10 protein-coding genes are annotated in these 16,567 nt (G+C 55.4%); 5 read left to right on the top strand and 5 right to left on the bottom strand.

Going from position 1 to position 16,567, the window contains the following annotated elements; translation table 11 throughout:
* Positions 1-2 precede the first annotated feature (2 nt).
* Complete coding sequence (gene pdeR, locus ACGS9J_RS19855; RefSeq protein WP_442232497.1) at positions 3-1,997, bottom strand: cyclic di-GMP phosphodiesterase; 1,995 nt, start codon at positions 1,995-1,997, stop codon at positions 3-5.
* Positions 1,998-2,610: 613 nt separating this feature from the next.
* On the opposite strand from pdeR, the gene spy reads away from it, so the two are divergent.
* The gene (gene spy / locus ACGS9J_RS19850; protein ID WP_442232496.1) at positions 2,611-3,105 is read left to right on the top strand and encodes an ATP-independent periplasmic protein-refolding chaperone Spy; all 495 of its coding nucleotides are present in this window, start codon (positions 2,611-2,613) and stop codon (positions 3,103-3,105) included.
* A gap of 117 nt (positions 3,106-3,222) precedes the next feature.
* On the opposite strand, the gene ACGS9J_RS19845 is transcribed toward spy, so the two are convergent.
* A complete protein-coding gene (locus ACGS9J_RS19845; protein WP_442232495.1) occupies positions 3,223-4,068 on the bottom strand; it encodes a phosphoenolpyruvate hydrolase family protein in 846 nt (281 codons plus the stop codon).
* Between the two features lie 12 nt (positions 4,069-4,080).
* Positions 4,081-5,298, bottom strand: coding sequence for a Tm-1-like ATP-binding domain-containing protein (locus ACGS9J_RS19840; protein WP_442232494.1), 1,218 nt, complete (start codon positions 5,296-5,298; stop codon positions 4,081-4,083).
* Positions 5,299-5,623: 325 nt separating this feature from the next.
* Between ACGS9J_RS19840 and ACGS9J_RS19835 the strand changes: the two genes are divergently transcribed.
* The 4 genes from ACGS9J_RS19835 to ACGS9J_RS19820 all read left to right on the top strand — a co-directional run bounded on the left by ACGS9J_RS19835 (position 5,624) and on the right by ACGS9J_RS19820 (position 14,265).
* On the top strand, positions 5,624-6,259 hold the full coding sequence (locus ACGS9J_RS19835) for a TetR/AcrR family transcriptional regulator (RefSeq protein ID WP_442232493.1): 636 nt from the start codon (positions 5,624-5,626) through the stop codon (positions 6,257-6,259).
* A 408-nt stretch (positions 6,260-6,667) separates the two neighbouring features.
* A complete protein-coding gene (locus ACGS9J_RS19830; protein ID WP_442232492.1) occupies positions 6,668-9,769 on the top strand; it encodes an autotransporter outer membrane beta-barrel domain-containing protein in 3,102 nt (1,033 codons plus the stop codon).
* Between the two features lie 69 nt (positions 9,770-9,838).
* Complete coding sequence (locus ACGS9J_RS19825; protein ID WP_442232491.1) at positions 9,839-12,940, top strand: autotransporter outer membrane beta-barrel domain-containing protein; 3,102 nt, start codon at positions 9,839-9,841, stop codon at positions 12,938-12,940.
* 473 nt (positions 12,941-13,413) lie between these two features.
* Complete coding sequence (locus ACGS9J_RS19820; RefSeq protein ID WP_442232490.1) at positions 13,414-14,265, top strand: helix-turn-helix domain-containing protein; 852 nt, start codon at positions 13,414-13,416, stop codon at positions 14,263-14,265.
* Here ACGS9J_RS19820 and ACGS9J_RS19815 read toward each other — a convergent pair.
* Positions 14,255-16,039 carry an ATP-binding response regulator gene (locus ACGS9J_RS19815; protein ID WP_442232489.1) on the bottom strand — a complete coding sequence of 595 codons (1,785 nt, stop codon included), beginning with the start codon at positions 16,037-16,039 and terminating at the stop codon, positions 14,255-14,257. The genes ACGS9J_RS19820 and ACGS9J_RS19815 overlap by 11 nt on opposite strands.
* Positions 16,036-16,530 (bottom strand): molybdopterin-dependent oxidoreductase, encoded by a 495-nt coding sequence (locus ACGS9J_RS19810; RefSeq protein WP_442232488.1) that lies wholly within the window; start codon positions 16,528-16,530, stop codon positions 16,036-16,038. The genes ACGS9J_RS19815 and ACGS9J_RS19810 overlap by 4 nt, the downstream gene beginning before the upstream one ends.
* Positions 16,531-16,567: the final 37 nt, after the last annotated feature.

Below are 16,567 nucleotides of genomic sequence, written 5' to 3'. Positions count from 1 at the left end.
CATCACGCTGAGGGGGGCTGCGGGCGATAAGATTGCAGCCAATGTTCCAACTGGTCCGGGAGCATTGGCCGCGCAAACAGAAACCCTTGCTTCTCATCCACGCCGACCTCATCGAGGAATTGGTTCTCGCTTTCGGTCTCTACGCCTTCAGCAATCACCCGGAACCTGAGCGCTTCGGCCGCGGCCACGATGGCACGCACCAGCGACTGCGAAACCGGATTGCCATTCACGCCACGCACAAAGCTTTTATCCAGTTTAATGGCATCCAGCGGAATACGTGCCAGTTGCGCCAGCGATGAGTAGCCGGTACCAAAATCATCGAGATGAACCTGCGCACCCAAATCGCGTAACCGGGTAATCACCTCGCGCGCACGTTTTTCATCCTCAATCAGGCTGCTTTCCGTTAGCTCGAAGTCCAGCAGGCAGGGCGACAGCTGATTGCACTGCAATACCTGAGCGAGATCTTCAACGATGGAGTCATCAACCAACTGCCGGGCCGAAAGATTAACCGCCACCCGCAATTTCAGCCCCTGGCGTTGCCACTGTGCGGCCTGCCTGGCGGCGGTTTGCAGCACCCAGCGGCCGAGTGGGCCTATCAGACCGGATTCTTCGGCATAAGAGATAAATTGCAGCGGCGGGATCAGCCCGCGTTCGGGGGAATCCCAGCGCACCAAGGCTTCCACGCTGCACACCTGGCCGCTGAGCGCCTCGATTTTGGGCTGGTAATACACCACCAGTTGATCTTGTTCCAGCCCCTTTCGCAGGTTGGTATCCAGCCACATATATTCAGCGACGCGTTTATTCATTTCCGGCGAGAATACGGTATAGGTACGTTTGCCGTGCTCCTTGGCGACGTACATGGCGGTATCGGCGCTGCGGATCAGACTGTCGAGATCGTTGCCATGCTCGGGACACAGCGCGATACCGATGGAACAGCCGGTATACACCTCGATAAGGCCGATGCGGAAGGGCGTTTTCAAGCGGTCGATAATGCGCTGGGCCAACCGTTGCAGCATCTCGCGGTCAGCCTGCTGGGCTAATACCAGAAATTCATCTCCGCCCAGACGCGCCAGGGTTTGGTCGGGATCCAGGCAACCAAGTACTGCCAACGACACTTCCACCAGTAAACGATCGCCGAACATATGGCCGTAGGCGTCGTTAACTTTTTTAAAGTTGTCGAGATCGAGATACACCAGCCCAACATGGTTGCCGTCGCGCGCGGTTATCGCCTGGGTGATTTTGTCCTGAATGGCATTGCGGTTGGGCAGGCCGGTAATAATGTCGGTATTGGCCAGCACCCGCAAACGTTCCTGGGCGCGGCGCTCTTCGGTAATGTCGGTGCCGGAGCAAATCAGGAAGACTTCATTTTTACCGCTGCCGCTGTGGACGAACTTGTTGCGGAACAAAAACAGCCGTTCGCCCTTTACCGTTTTGATCCAGCGCTCCACCTCATAGGAGGATCCGTTGCGGAAAAAGCCGGCGATGTTACGCCGTGATGCTGCCGCTTCTTCCGGGCTCATAAACAGTTGAAAGACGTTTTTACCAATCACATCATGTTCGTGCAGGCCGGTGTACTCTTCGCTCAGCCGGTTAAAGCGCTGTATGCGGCCGTGCTGGTCGACAATCACAATCACGGAGTTGGCCTCTGACACCACCTGTTCGGCAAAGGAAAGGCCGTGCACCAGATCGCGGGCGACCGATTGGGTATCACTGAAGGCGGAGGCGGTCCCTGCCCATTCCAGATTGTTGATCCGGCGGCCCACCAGATGCAGGTGTATCGGCTCGCCGCTCAGCGTGATGGTGATGTCGAGGCTGGCGGTAATGCCGCTCAGACGGCGGATCTTGGCGGCCTGCATGGCGCTGAGCGCCACGGCCATATGGGTTTTGCCTTTGACTGCCGACAACGCCAGGGCATTGCTGTCAAACGTCAACCGCCAATAAGGGCTGTTGGTGCCGAAGTGGGCATTAAGAAGCATAGGGCCTTGGTCTGCGAACATGATGATTCCTCAAAAGGGCACGACGGCCGGCTCGGTGCGAGGGCGCAACAGCAACTGCTGGCCCGGTAGTGGCCGTAGTGCACGTATCTCCATCATATAACACGTTTTTCACGGGCAGAGGATGAAACTATTATATCGCCAATAATTAGTTTTGCAGTGTAAGTGTCGTGTTGCCGCTGCTGTAGAAGGCTACCCTGCGCGTCGGATCCTGACGTTCACACCGCTTGTGGATACCAGCTTAAGTGTAAGTGAGAACCGGCGCTTGCGAGAGATTCGTACGATTGTTGCTGTTCGACGCCGTCGTCATCTTGTTGCAGAATGGTTGCAGTGGATAAGCCTAAATTATAATAAAGTCGGCCGATGACAGGAATAACCCCATCGGGGTGAGTGGCCTCATCGGGCGAAAATCATGTTATGGGAAACCAAAATTTCCAGATAATACACAGCATCTCCATAATTCATTCATTATTGCCGAATAAATCTGTTGTGGGCTTTAATAAATTTACACAGCATCGCATTACTATATATTTATCGGCCTATTATTATCTCCGACGAAAGATGAGCCTGTTCACGTACAGCGCTCCTGATGAAGAATAATTTTAAGGAAATGATTATGCGTAAACTAACCGCTTTATTTGTCGCCTCTACTCTGGCACTGGGTTCTGCTTCTATGGCTTTCGCTGCAGATACTACGGCGACACCGGCGACAACGGATGCCACTCCGATGAAAATGATGCACCACAAAGGTGAAGGTAAAGGCGGGCCATTCGCCGGTCTGAACCTGACTGAACAGCAGCGCCAGCAAATGCGCGACATCATGAAGGAATCGCACCAGAAGCGCGGCGCCGGCATGAAAGAGGATCGTCAGGCCCTGCATAGCCTGGTTGCCTCCGACAGCTTCGATGAAGCCAAAGCGAAAGCCCAAATTGACGCCATCAGCAAAACGCAGTCCGAGCATATGCTGGAACGCGCCAAAGCTGAAAATAAAATGTACAACCTGCTGACCCCAGAGCAGAAAAAACAATACAATGAGAATTATCAGAAACGTGAACAAAAAATGATGGACCACATGAATAACATGAAGTCGAAAATGACGACCGAACAGTAATAATTTCATGCGGTAAATAAAAAGGGCCAGAGGATAACTCTGGCCCTTTTGCCTATCTCACTGCAACTTCACTTCCCGCTAATTAGCGGGTTTCCCCTAGTGTTGTGTGCGAGAGAGTTATTTCCCCGTCAATTTTCTGCTAATGCTTTTAAATTGACGTGTAGTTTCAGTCAAGGCGAGCTCTGTAGGTAACCGTTCCATTGAACTGGCACCGTAGAAACCGTCCACTAATGGGCAATGTTGCATGATATAAGCAGCGTCTTCAGGTGTGGCTATTGGACCGCCGTGACACAGGACGATCACGTCTTTGCGGACTTTTTTGGCTGCCTGAGCCCAGTCGTTAATGAGTGGAACACAATCAGCCAGGGTCAGTGCCGTTTCTGCACCAATGCTGCCTCCTGTCGTCAACCCCATGTGCGGTACTATGATATCGGCGCCAGCTTCTGTCATGGCGATCGCATCTTGCGCATTAAAAACGTAGGGGGTGGTCAGTAGATCTTTTTCATGCGCCAGACGAATCATATCCACTTCCAACGCATACCCCATCCCGGTTTCCTCAAGATTGGCGCGGAAGTTGCCGTCAATCAGACCGACCGTCGGAAAGTTTTGTACTCCTGCGAAGCCTGTGCTCTTGATCTCATCAAGAAATTTATCAAAATGGCAAAAAGGATCCGTGCCGTTTACCCCAGCTAAAACCGGGGTTTGTTTGACTACGGGTAATACCTCTTTAGCCATGTCCATCACGATTTCGTTTGCATTGCCATAGGCTAACAGGCCCGCCAGAGAGCCGCGGCCCGCCATGCGATATCGGCCCGAGTTATAAATGACAATCAGATCGATACCGCCAGCCTCTTCACACTTGGCCGAAAGCCCGGTGCCGGCGCCGCCACCGATGATCGGTTCGCGACGGGCGATCATTTCCCGGAATTGACTAAGTAATGCTTGTCGAGTGTGTTTGGCCATTTGTAACTCCAATCAATAAGAATGAGAGATCTCCCTAAACTGTTGCACGGCAGCGTCGGCAAAGTGGGGATCGTTAATGTTGTAAGGAATTTTGATCAAACGGTGTTTTGCTGTGGGGCGCCATGTTGTTTCCAGCGCATCAACGAAAGCAGCCAACGCCTCAGGGTGCCAAAATGCTTGTCCTGGGGCATCGAGCGCCGAAACGCCGCCTTCAGGGATCAGGAAGCGAACCTCTCCTGAACATGCGTTAAGCCTTTCACCGATCCAACGGCCCATTTGCGTATTTTCCTCTGGTGTAGTCCGCATCAGAGTCACTTGGGCATTGTGGTTATAGAACTGACGGTCAGCGTAACGGGAAGGGATGGTGTCGGGGTGTCCAAAGTTGATCATATCCAAAGCACCACAGGACATGACGCAGGGAATACCGGTACGGGATATGGCGCCGAAACGATCTTCTGTGCAGGCCAGCACGCCACCAAACAGATGGTCACAGACTTCGGTGGTGGTTAAATCGAACACACCGCTTAACAGGTGGCTATCAATGAGCTTTTCCATCGCCCGGCCACCGCTGCCGGTTGCATGGAATACCAGGCAATCCCATTCATTTTCAATTGCTGCGGTTACCGCCTGAATACAAGGGGTCGTGACACCAAACATGGTGAGGCCAACGGCAGGCTGACTGTTGGTATCAACCTGGGTTGCAAAACGAACGGCACCGGCAATTTGATGGGCGGCATTACCCAAGACGATACGTGAAATACGGTTCAGCCCCGCGACGTCGGTAACCGAATACAACATGCTGATATCGCTGGCGCCAACATAACCGGAGGTATCGCCAGAAGCCATGGTCGACACCATCAACTTTGGCAGGCCAATGGGGAGTTGTTGCATGGCGGGTGTAATCAATGCGGTACCGCCGGATCCACCGAGGCCAAGTAATGCTGCGACATCTTGGCGCGAAAGCATAAAGCGTTCGAAAGCTATGGCCATGGCGGCAATGGCTTTACCTCGATCGCCACAAAATACCGCTTTTTCGCCTGCCGGGTGATAGCTGGCGACGGTGGCGGCAGAAATATCTGCAGGGTAGCTGGCCGGAACATGATGGGTAGATAAATCGACGGTGAGCGTGGGGAGGCCGGTATCGGCGATCAGGCTACGAACATAAGCCAATTCTCGCCCTTTGGTATCCGCCGTCGTCGCAATATAAATAATCGCTTGTTTATTATTCATTAGCCTGTTCCTGAATTGTAGGTCCGGATGGCCGCCACGCTATATAATATATTTTCTTATAATTTAATTGGTTAGATAAATTGAATCCCTGGTGCTGACTAAGGTTGCTGAGCGTAGTCGGTGAATTCGTCATCATAATGAGACGACTGTATCATTTATGCAAGAGGGTTTGGTTAAAAAATGAGACTAAAGTCTCATTTGAGAGAGGCGGGAAAATTTACCGTATCTCCTGCATGGCGCAGTGTTGGGCAAGTTTGTTACAGTGAACTTTATTCGCCTGAGCTATTGTTCTGGCCAGCGTTATAATTGGTGAAAAGAGGTCTCAGTGCCATCAACCGTGCCCCAAAATTTGACCCACACCCGAGCAAAAACCCGTAAGTTATTACTCGCCAGCGCAATGACATTGTTCGATGGCGGAGCCTTTCCCTCAATCACTGAATTGGCCCAGCATGCGCAGGTTTCCCGTGCTACGGCTTACCGTTACTTCCCCACCCAGAGCGCATTGATCACGGCGGTCGTCGCAGAGAGTTTAGGACCTATTCTCGCATGGCAACCGACAGACGATGATGCCGGGGTTCGTATTCAGCAATTATTGGGCTTTGCTTACCCGCAAATGGAGCAGCATGAGGGCGCTTTGCGTGCTGCATTGTTGCTGTCTCTCCAGCAATGGGCTGAGGCGCGATCCAACTCTCTTAAACCCGTGGAAAAGTTTGTCCGTGGCAACCGCAAGCGGCTGCTGAAACTGGCGGTAGAACCGCTGCAGGATAAACTGCCGTCTGAGGCGTTACAGCGGGTGATTCATTCTTTCTCACTGATTTATGGTTCGGAAGTTTTCCTGGTACTGAAAGATATCTGGGGGCTGGATCTCGGTGGTATTCAGGATGTGACGCAGTGGATGGCGAAAGCCATTATCCGTCAGGCCGAAGAAGATGCGACGAACAGCAGAAAACCGCTAGCATGATAGTCCAATTTTTACTGCCCTTCTCAGCGAAAACCAGCACATTTCACTGAGTGAATATTGGCAATTGTTATAATTAAAAGTAATAAAAAGAGCGTATTAAGCATTTTTAAACAGGCCGAAGGGGGCATCCTCCTTCGGCCTGTTTCGTTTATATTATCCCTATTTATCATTTAATTATGTTTTTTGAATGCCGTCATCAACCGGCAGTTTCCGCTGGCTTTCAGCCATTGGAGATCCTTATGTTTATTCCCCTATTTGCCCGATTCTTGCGCCTGCCGATGGGCCCCTTGTGCCAATGACACATTAGGCGGGCTTGAGATTGTTGTGCTTTATTTATTTGGTGTTACGAAACTGTTACACAAAATAAATCAATAAAACATTTGCAAACAACAATGGACGGTATCTGGGATGGAAAATAGACGTAGAGGAGTCAAGCCTGTTCAGGCAGCCTTCGGCTGGCCTGAAATTGGCGTTAACCGCGCACAGTGGAGCGCGATGCTTTTTTGCCTGGCGGCGATCGGTGGGGCGCAGGCTGCACCCTATGTAGAGAGCGGTAAGTCGGGCGATCCTGCCAGTTGGCGCAGTAATGAATTCAATGCCGAATGGGGCCTGGGAGCGATCCACGCCGATCAGGCCTACGCCGCCGGTTATACCGGAAAAGGCGTCAAGCTCGGTATTTTCGATCAGCCGGTGTACGCCAAACACCCGGAGTTCGCCAGCCAGGACAAAGTGGTCAATTTGGTGACTACCGGCATCCGCGAGTACACCGATCCCTATATCCCGGTGAAAAAAGGCGACGTATTCCGTTATGACGGGACGCCGAGCGTGGATTCCGACGGTACGCTGGGCTCGCATGGTACCCACGTGGGCGGGATCGCCGCCGGTAACCGCGATGGTGGCGAGATGCACGGCGTGGCGTTCAACGCACAAATCATCAGTGCGGAAAATGGCGACCCGGGGCCGGAAGACGGCATCATTCTCGGCAATGACGGTGCGGTATATCAGGCAGGTTGGAATGGGTTGATCGCCAGTGGCGCGCGCATCATCAACAACAGCTGGGGCATCGGCATAACCGAGAAATTCGATCAGGGCGGCAAGGATCCGGCCTATCCCCATTTCACGCTCGCCGACGCGCAGAAACAGTTCGATCAAATCAAACAGATACTCGGCACCAAAGCCGGTGGTGCTTATCAGGGCGCGATCGATGCGGCGCGCAGCGGCATTGTCACCATCTTTGCCGCCGGTAACGATTACAACCTGAATAACCCCGATGCGATGGCCGGTCTGGCCTATTTCGTGCCGGAGATCGCCCCTAACTGGCTGTCGGTCGCCAGCCTGCAGGATCCAAACAACACCGGCGACTACAGCATCAGCACCTTCTCCTCGCGCTGCGGCTATACCGCCAGCTTCTGCGTTGCCGCACCGGGCACCAGGGTGTACAGCTCGATCATCGAAGGCAACAGCGTAGATAACCTGACCACTGGCTATGCCAAATACAGTGGGACTTCCATGGCGGCGCCGCACGTTGCAGGCAGCATTGCGGTGCTGATGGAGCGTTTCCCCTACATGACCGGCGCGCAGGTGGCTTCGGTGTTGAAGACCACGACCGTCGATATGGGGGCGCCGGGCATCGATGCGCTGTACGGCTGGGGCATGATCGACCTGGGCAAAGCGATTAACGGCCCGGGCATGTTCGTCACCGAGCAGGATATTCCGGAGGAATTCCGTGTTAGCGGCGCTTATGGGCCGGAACAATTTGTGGTGAATCTGCCGGGCATCGGCGCGGTGTTAGACCAGGGTAAACCGACCGAACGCGTATGTGACGATATCCATTGCGGATTGGATGTCTGGAGCAACGATATTTCCGGCCACGGCGGCCTGACCAAAGAGGGTATCGGCACATTGGTGCTGACCGGCGACAACCGCTATGCAGGGCCAACCCTGATCAATCAGGGCCTGCTGGCCGTCAACGGCTCGGTGACGTCTGACGTCACGGTACAAAACGCCGGCGTACTGGGCGGCTCCGGTACTGTGGGGTCACTCACTGCCCGCAGCGGCGGTACCGTGGCACCGGGCAACTCGATCGGCACGCTGAACGTGAGCCACAACGTCAGCTTCGAACCGGGTTCCCGTTACGCGGTGGAAGTGGCACCCAACGGCCAGAGCGATCGGATCCAAAGCAACGGATCGGCGACGATCGGCGGCGGTGAAGTGGCGGTATTGCAGGAACAAAACGCCAATCTGCTTTCACAGGGCAGCGCAGGCAGCCTGATTGGACGGCAGTACAACATTCTGACGGCCCAGCAGGGCATCAGCGGGCAGTTTACTTCCACTTCTACCTTCTCTCCCTTCCTGAACGCCGGGCTGACCTATCAGCCGAATCAGGTGACGCTGAACGTCGATCGCAATGACACCAGCTTCGCCAGCGTGGCGGCAACCCAGAACGAGCGTGCGGTAGCCGCGGCGGCGGATGCGCTGGCCGCGGGCAACCCGGTGTTTGAGAGCATTCTCAACGCCGGTTCGACGGGGGAGGCGCGGCAGGCGTTCCGCCAGCTGTCCGGCCAGATCCACGCCGATATTGCCTCGGCACAGGTCAACGACAGCCGCTACCTGCGTGATGCGCTTAACGGCCGCCTGCGTCAGGCGGAAGGGCTGGCGACCTCGCCGGACATCAAGGCTGATGACGACGGCGGTGCCTGGGCGCAGTTGCTGGGGGCCTGGGACCATGCGTCGGGGGACGCCAACGCCACGGGGTATCAGGCATCGACCTACGGCGTGCTGGTGGGGCTGGACTCGGCACTGGCGGATGAATGGCGGTTAGGGGTGGCGACCGGCTACACCCGCACTTCACTAGACGGCGGTTACGGCTCGAACGCTGACAGCGACAACTACCACCTGGCGGTGTACGGCGGCAAACAGTTCGGTGAACTGGCGCTGCGTGCCGGTGGCGGTTACACCTGGCACCGTTTTGACACCTCGCGCTCGGTTAACTACGGCATGCAGTCGGATCGTGAAACCGCGAAATACAGTGCGCGTACCGAGCAGGTGTTCGCCGAAGCGGGCTACAGCATAAAAGCGGCCTGGGTGAATCTGGAGCCATTCGCCAACCTGGCGTACATCAACTTCCAGAACAACGGCATCGCGGAAGACGGCGGAGCGGCGGCGCTGCATGGCGACAAACAGCACACCGACGCGACGGTGTCGACACTGGGGCTGCGTGCAGACACCGAGTGGCAGGCGAGCAAAACCACCGCGGTGGCGCTGCGCAGCGAGCTGGGCTGGCAGCATCAGTACGGCGATCTGGATCGCGGAACCGGGCTGAAGTTCAACGGGGGCAGCTCACCGTTCGTGGTGAACAGCGTGTCGGCGTCGCGTGATGGTGCGGTGCTGAAAGCCAGTGCGGAAGTGGCGGTGAACCAGAACGCCACACTGTCGCTGGGCTACGGTGGGCTGCTGTCGCAAAACTACCAGGACAACAGCGTCAACGCCGGTTTTACCTGGCATTTCTGATCTTAAAAAACAAACGGAACAACCGCCCCGCCTGGGGCGGTTTTACGAACAACAAAAAGGGATAAGGGAATGAAGCAATCTGCAGGAAACAACAAACCGGCATTGACGCCGACATGGAAACTGAATGCCCTGTTATGCGCGCTGTTGGCGGCCGGTGGTGCACAGGCCGCGCCTTATACCGAGGGGGGTAAGAGCGGCGATCCGGCCAGTTGGCGCAGCAATGAATTCAATGCCAACTGGGGGCTGGGGGCGATCAACGCCGACGAGGCTTACGCGGCGGGTTATACCGGCAAAGGGCAAAAGGTGGGGATCTTCGATACCCCGGTGAACCAGCATCCGGAATTTGCCGGTGACGGCAAGCTGACTAACGTTGTCACCAAAGGCTATCGCGCCTATACCGACCCGCATCGTGAGGGGATTAAAGCCGGCGATTATTTTTACTTTGACGGCACTTTCCATTTTTACAGCGGTTCACAAGGCCAGTTAAGCAACCACGGCGTCCACGTCGCCGGTATCAGCGGAGCCAACCGTGACGGCACCGGCATGCACGGTGTGGCCTTTGATTCGCAAATCATCAGCGTCGATAACGACAACGATGGCCCGGCTTACGGTGAGTTCCTCGGGCTGGATGGCAGCGTGACCAACGCGGGTTGGCAGGCGATGATCAACAACGGCGTACGGGTGATCAACAACAGTTGGGGCGTCAGCATTCCGGATTTCCTCTCGGATAATGGCAAAAACCCCGATGCTCTGCATTTCGAACTAAAGGACGCACAGGAACAGTTTGATCAGGTGAAGCCGCTGTTGGGCAGCCTGGCAGGGGCGGGTTATCAGGGCGCGATCGATGCGGCGCGTAAAAATATTCTGGTGCTGTTCGCCGCCGGTAACGATGGCAATTACAACCAACCGGATGTGATCAGCGGCCTGGCCTATTTTGTGCCGGATATTGCGCCTAACTGGCTGTCGGTTGCCAGCGTTGCGGAAGATGCCGCCTCGACCAACAGCGTGCCTTACACCATCAGCAGCTTCTCTTCGCGCTGCGGTTATACCGCCAGCTTCTGCGTCTCGTCACCGGGCAGTAAAATCTACAGTACCGTCGCCAACGGTTCAGATCCGAACCAGTTGGTCTCCGACTATGGCAATAAAAACGGCACCTCCATGGCGACGCCGCACGTGACCGGCGCGGTCGCGGTCTTGCTGCAGCGCTTCCCGTACATGACGTCGGCGCAAATTGCCGATGTGCTTAAAACGACCGCCACCGATATGGGCGCGCCGGGTATCGATGCGCTGTACGGCTGGGGGATGATCAACCTGGGCAAGGCGATTAACGGCCCGGGCATGTTCTATACCGTCGAGGATATCCCCAAAGAGTTCCGTATTCCGGATCCGACAGGGGTGGCTTATGGTTCGTCGCAATTCGTCGCCAATATTCCCGGTGAGGGAGCGATCATCGATCAAGGCACATTGCACGCCAGGGTTTGTGATGATTACCACTGCTCGTTTGAAGTGTATTCCAACGATATTTCCGGCCACGGCGGTCTGACCAAAGAGGGCCAGGGGGCGTTAGTGCTGACCGGCAGTAATACTTACTCCGGCCCGACGTGGGTCAATACGGGTTTGCTGGCGGTGAATGGTTCGGTGACGTCTGACGTGACGGTGCAAAACGCCGGCGTGTTGAGCGGCTCCGGCACGCTAGGGTCACTGACCGCCCGCAGCGGCGGTACCGTGGCACCGGGCAACTCGATCGGCACGCTGAACGTGAGCCAAAACGTCAGTTTCGAGCCGGGTTCCCGTTACGCAGTGGAAGCGGCACCCAACGGCCAGAGCGATCGGATCCAAAGCAACGGATCGGCGACGATCGGCGGCGGTGAAGTGACGGTATCGCTGGAAAACAGCAGCAACCTGCTGTCGCAAAGCGAGGTTCGCAGCCTGCTGGGCCAACAATACAACATTCTGACTGCGCAACAGGGTATCAGCGGGCAGTTTGATTCTGTGGCGCCGAACTACCTGTTCCTCGGTACCGGGCTGACTTACCAGCCGAATCAGGTCACGCTGAACGTCGGTCGTAACGACACCAGTTTCGCCAGCGTGGCGGCAACCCAGAACGAGCGTGCGGTGGCCGCGGCGGCGGATGCGCTGGCCGCGGGCAACCCGGTGTTTGAGAGCATTCTCAACGCCGGTTCGACGGGAGAGGCGCGGCAGGCGTTCCGCCAGCTGTCCGGGCAGATCCACGCCGATATCGCCTCGGCACAGGTCAACGACAGCCGCTATTTGCGTGATGCGCTTAACGGCCGCCTGCGTCAGGCGGAAGGGCTGGCGACCTCGCCGGACATCAAGGCTGACGACGACGGCGGTGCCTGGGCGCAATTGCTGGGTGCCTGGGACCATGCGTCGGGTGATGCCAACGCCACGGGTTATCAGGCATCGACCTACGGCGTGCTGGTGGGGCTGGACTCGGCACTGGCGGATGAATGGCGGTTAGGAGTGGCGACCGGTTACACCCGCACCTCACTGGACGGCGGTTATGGCTCGAACGCGGACAGCGACAACTACCACCTGGCGGTATACGGCGGCAAACAGTTCGGTGAACTGGCGCTGCGTGCCGGTGGCGGTTACACCTGGCACCGTTTTGATACTTCGCGCTCGGTTAACTACGGCATGCAGTCAGATCGTGAAACCGCGAAATACAGCGCGCGCACCGAGCAGGTGTTCGCCGAAGCGGGTTACAGCCTGAAGGCCGGTTGGGTGAATCTGGAGCCGTTCGCCAACCTGGCGTACATCAACTTCCAGAACAACGGCATCTCGGAGGACGGCGGAGCGGCGGCGCTGCACGGCGACAAACAGCACACCGATGCGACAGTCTCGACACTGGGGCTGCGCGCAGACACCGAGTGGCAGGCAAGCAAAACCACCTCGGTGGCGCTGCGCAGCGAGCTGGGCTGGCAGCATCAGTACGGCGATCTGGATCGCGGAACCGGGCTGAAGTTCAACGGTGGGACATCGCCGTTCGTGGTGAACAGCGTGTCGGCATCGCGTGACGGTGCGGTGCTGAAAGCCAGTGCGGAGGTGGCGGTAAACCAGAACGCCACACTGTCGCTGGGCTACGGCGGGCTGCTGTCGCAAAACTACCAGGACAACAGCGTCAACGCCGGTTTCACCTGGAAGTTCTGATCCAACTCATTTCAATCTGGGGTGTTAAACCATGGGGTCAGCTTGCTGGCCCTATTTTTTTGCATTGATTAACAGACGAAAAGGGGGAACGGATGATCCCGCACGCGGTATTGCGGAAAAAACGGCAAGAAAAAACCGGGACCCTTGCGGATCCCGGTTCAAATGCGGGTAAAACAGATTAGCGCTACGGCCCAAGTTTCGGTGAGGGTCTGTTGCATACATTCTCTCGGTACTGCAACCGAAACGAGCTTTCCCTGGTGTTATTGTGATTATTGGTGATGCGATCTTACTATTGTTATATTTTTATTGTGGTGTTGCTGTGTGTCTCTTCTGATACCATGTTTGACTATATGATGTGGTATGTCAAGCAATGTTTAGACAATACATTGTACCATATACCAGTTTTGGATCGCTTTTTTGCACGACAAGTATGAAACCGACTGAAAAAACAGCAAAAAAAATCGAAGGAAAAAATGGATAACAATCACCAGAAATTCGATTCACAGTCGATTGCAAACCGGGTCAGGGAACTGTTTGTACATTATGGGATTGGTAAGCGTCAGCATGCCAAGGAGCTCAGCCGTATTCTGGACCTGAGTTTTTCGCATGCGCATCGCAAACTGAAAGGGCAAAGCCCCTGGACTCTGGAACAGATTAACCACGTCGCGACGGCATTGGGAGAAACGCCGGCAGCGATCGTGGATACCGGCGCTGAACATGACGTCTCTGCGCAAACTATTGCACGGGATGCCATCTTTTACGTGGGCGGGGCGGAGTTAGCCTGCGTCGCTTATGTCGGCCATGAGCTGGTTGGCGGGCGTACCGCGGAATATGTCGCATTGCAGCAGGCTGGACAATGGGGAATTTATCGCGCGGATGATGCGCCACAAGGGCAACGTTATTGCGTGGAACTGATAGAAGTTCGTCCTGCTGCCGTCGAAGACGAGCGCTTGAGCATCGCGGTGCTCGACGATTCGCACCTGGCGGCCGATGAGCTGACCAAATATCTGAACGGGCGCGGTTTCCATGCCGTGGCTTTCTACGACGTCAGCAGTTTTTGTCAGGCATTGCAGCAAAGCCTGTTCGATGGTTACGTGGTCGACTGGTTGATCGGCCAGGAAACGGCGGACCGCTGTATTGAAACCATCCGCGCATCGGATAACCCGGACGCACCGGTTCTGGTGCTGACCGGCCAGTTGGGCACCGACCAGCGCGAGTCTGAAATCGCCAGGGCGATGCGCGACTATGACGTGCTGGGGCCTTATGAAAAACCAGTGCGGCTCCATGTTATCGAAGCCGCACTGCTGCGGTGTTTTAACCTTTAGCGGCGAGCAGTGAAGCCAGAGCGGATGACAACGCGTCCAGCCGAACCGGCTTCATTAAGTAGTTGTCGAACAGCGCCCGCTGTTCGACAGACAGCTGCTCGGGAGTATAAGCACTGATGCCGATAATCGGGATATGGCGATTGGGGCCACGTTGGTTACGCAGTTGTTTAGCCAGCGCGGCACCATCGATACCCGGCATTTGCAGATCCAACAGCAATGCATCGTAAGGCCGTCGCAGCAGCTTTTGCAGCGCCCGTTCAGACGAGTTGCACAGTTCGTGTTGATAGCCAAGCTTGTCCAGTAGCGCCGAGAAGGCGTCACTCACTGACTTATTGTCATCGACGACCAAAACATGCTGCTGTTTCTGCGGCAAGCCGTGAGGGTGATGCGGTGCTTCATCCAACCCCTCTTCATTGCTGACTTCGACCGGAATACTGACGATAAAGGTGCTGCCTTTTTTGATCTCGCTGTAGACGGTAATGGTGCCGTTGAGCAGCGTCACCAGCCCGTGCACAATCGCCAGCCCCATGCCGACGCCGCCATACTGCCGGGTATGCGATTGATCGAGTTGGGTGAAAGGCCGGAATATCTGGTCCAGCATGTCCTTCTCGATGCCAATACCGGTATCGGTAACCTCAATAATCAGCGAACTGCCGCCAGATTGGCTGCGCAAGCAACTGTGCAGCGTGATGGTGCCGCTTTCGGTATATTTGAACGCGTTGGTCAGCAGGTTGACGATAATCTGCCGGATGCGCAGCGGATCGGAATGTATCTGCAGATGGCCACATTCCACTTCACACAGCAGAGTGACCTGATCTTTCTGACGCAGCGTTTTGATTTCATTCGCCGTTTCCTCGACCAGCCGTTGGGCGTCGAAGGGAGCGATGCGCAGCTCCATCATGCCGCTGTCCAGATGGGCATAATCGGTCAGGTCTTTCATCTGACTTTCAATTTGCTGCGCGGCGCTTTCCAGCCGTTGGAAGGTGTCCGCATGTTCGGCCGATACCTGAGTATTCACCAGCACGTCAATGGCGGACATAATGCTCTGCAGCGAGGTGCGTAATTCGTGGCCGATGGCCCCCAAAAAGGCATTTTTGGTGCGGGTGGCTTTTTCCGCCTCAATCGCTTTGGCCTGTTGCCGGATGGTCAGGCGCTGCTGACGGAGCACAATCAGGGTGATGGCGATCAGCGCGATCACCGAGAACATCACGATCACCAGACCATAGAAAATGATGTGGCGCTTTTCGATATAGTCTTCGTAGGCGGCGGTACGCTGCTTCACTTCGGCATGGTCGGTCAGGTTGGCCATCTCAATCGCATAGGGCTTGATTTGCTTCATCGCCTGCGAAATAAGAGAGAAATCAATTTTCGGGCTGTTCAGCAAAATATCAATCTGATCCATTTTCTCGCGCATATGCTTGACCACTTCGGGGTAACCCGGTTCGGCATACAGCGGCTGCGTGGATTCGGATACCGTTTCCAGCACGTAAAAGCGCGAATAAAGGATTTCAAATTTGAGCCGGAGATCTTCGCTATTCACCTGCGGCGCGTGTTTTTGCTGTTCGACCAGCGTGTCGAACTCGGCCAGCTTGATCGAGAATTTGGCGATCGACCAGGAGTAATTTTCTTGTGTGCCGGCGATGGCATACAACCCTTTTTTCGACAGGGTCGCGCTGTAGTAATACAGCGTCACCGTAGAGGCAACCAGAAACAGTGCGGCAAAGATAGCCGGGATCGCCAGCCTGCTGCCGCTTTTAAACCCTATGAGCTTCATTTAATCACGATCCTGTCCACTTGCCAGATAAAGCGCGAGTTGTAGAGCGGAGAATTTAACTCAGGCCCAGCGGCATCCCTCGGGTAAACCAAAAACAGCGGGCCGAAGTTTCTGATCTTCAGCATTACGCCGTCCATTTTGTAAGCCAAAATCATATTGTATTTTTCGACATCGGACAGCGGCACGTCGATGTAATAATCGTTCAGCGCATAAAACGTCAGCGTGCTGCCCTTGGCGCCGACGCGCGCCAAAATGTCCGCCACGGCAATCCCTTCGAACTTTCTTTGTGGCGTCCAGGAGGTTGAGGTGGTGATGCTGTGTACCGGCATCGCCAACAGTTGTTTATCGGTAAACAGATAGCTTTTCTTTACCGGATCTGTGGTGTTTTTGATGTTGCCTGCGACTTCCAGGCTAAAACTTAACGCGCTGGATTGAACCATGACCAGCGCAAAAAATGCCCAAAGGGTGTTTTTAAACAGAGTGAACCGCATCGATGTTCTCCAGGGTCGCGGATGCTTGCATGAGCCC

This window comes from Serratia quinivorans, from assembly GCF_052113645.1.
Taxonomy (GTDB): Bacteria; Pseudomonadota; Gammaproteobacteria; order Enterobacterales; family Enterobacteriaceae; genus Serratia; species Serratia quinivorans_B.
Note: the sequence above shows the minus strand (reverse complement) of the source record. Positions and strands in the feature narration are given on the sequence as shown.

Bases quoted from the DNA above. Each gene is read 5' to 3' on its own strand.
- ACGS9J_RS19820 (WP_442232490.1), top strand. From the start codon at position 13,414: ATGGATAACAATCACCAGAAATTCGATTCACAGTCGATTGCAAACCGG.
- ACGS9J_RS19810 (WP_442232488.1), bottom strand. From the start codon at position 16,530: ATGCGGTTCACTCTGTTTAAAAACACCCTTTGGGCATTTTTTGCGCTG.
- pdeR (WP_442232497.1), bottom strand. From the start codon at position 1,997: ATGTTCGCAGACCAAGGCCCTATGCTTCTTAATGCCCACTTCGGCACC.
- ACGS9J_RS19815 (WP_442232489.1), bottom strand. From the start codon at position 16,039: ATGAAGCTCATAGGGTTTAAAAGCGGCAGCAGGCTGGCGATCCCGGCT.
- ACGS9J_RS19840 (WP_442232494.1), bottom strand. From the start codon at position 5,298: ATGAATAATAAACAAGCGATTATTTATATTGCGACGACGGCGGATACC.
- ACGS9J_RS19830 (WP_442232492.1), top strand. From the start codon at position 6,668: ATGGAAAATAGACGTAGAGGAGTCAAGCCTGTTCAGGCAGCCTTCGGC.
- ACGS9J_RS19825 (WP_442232491.1), top strand. From the start codon at position 9,839: ATGAAGCAATCTGCAGGAAACAACAAACCGGCATTGACGCCGACATGG.
- spy (WP_442232496.1), top strand. From the start codon at position 2,611: ATGCGTAAACTAACCGCTTTATTTGTCGCCTCTACTCTGGCACTGGGT.
- ACGS9J_RS19845 (WP_442232495.1), bottom strand. From the start codon at position 4,068: ATGGCCAAACACACTCGACAAGCATTACTTAGTCAATTCCGGGAAATG.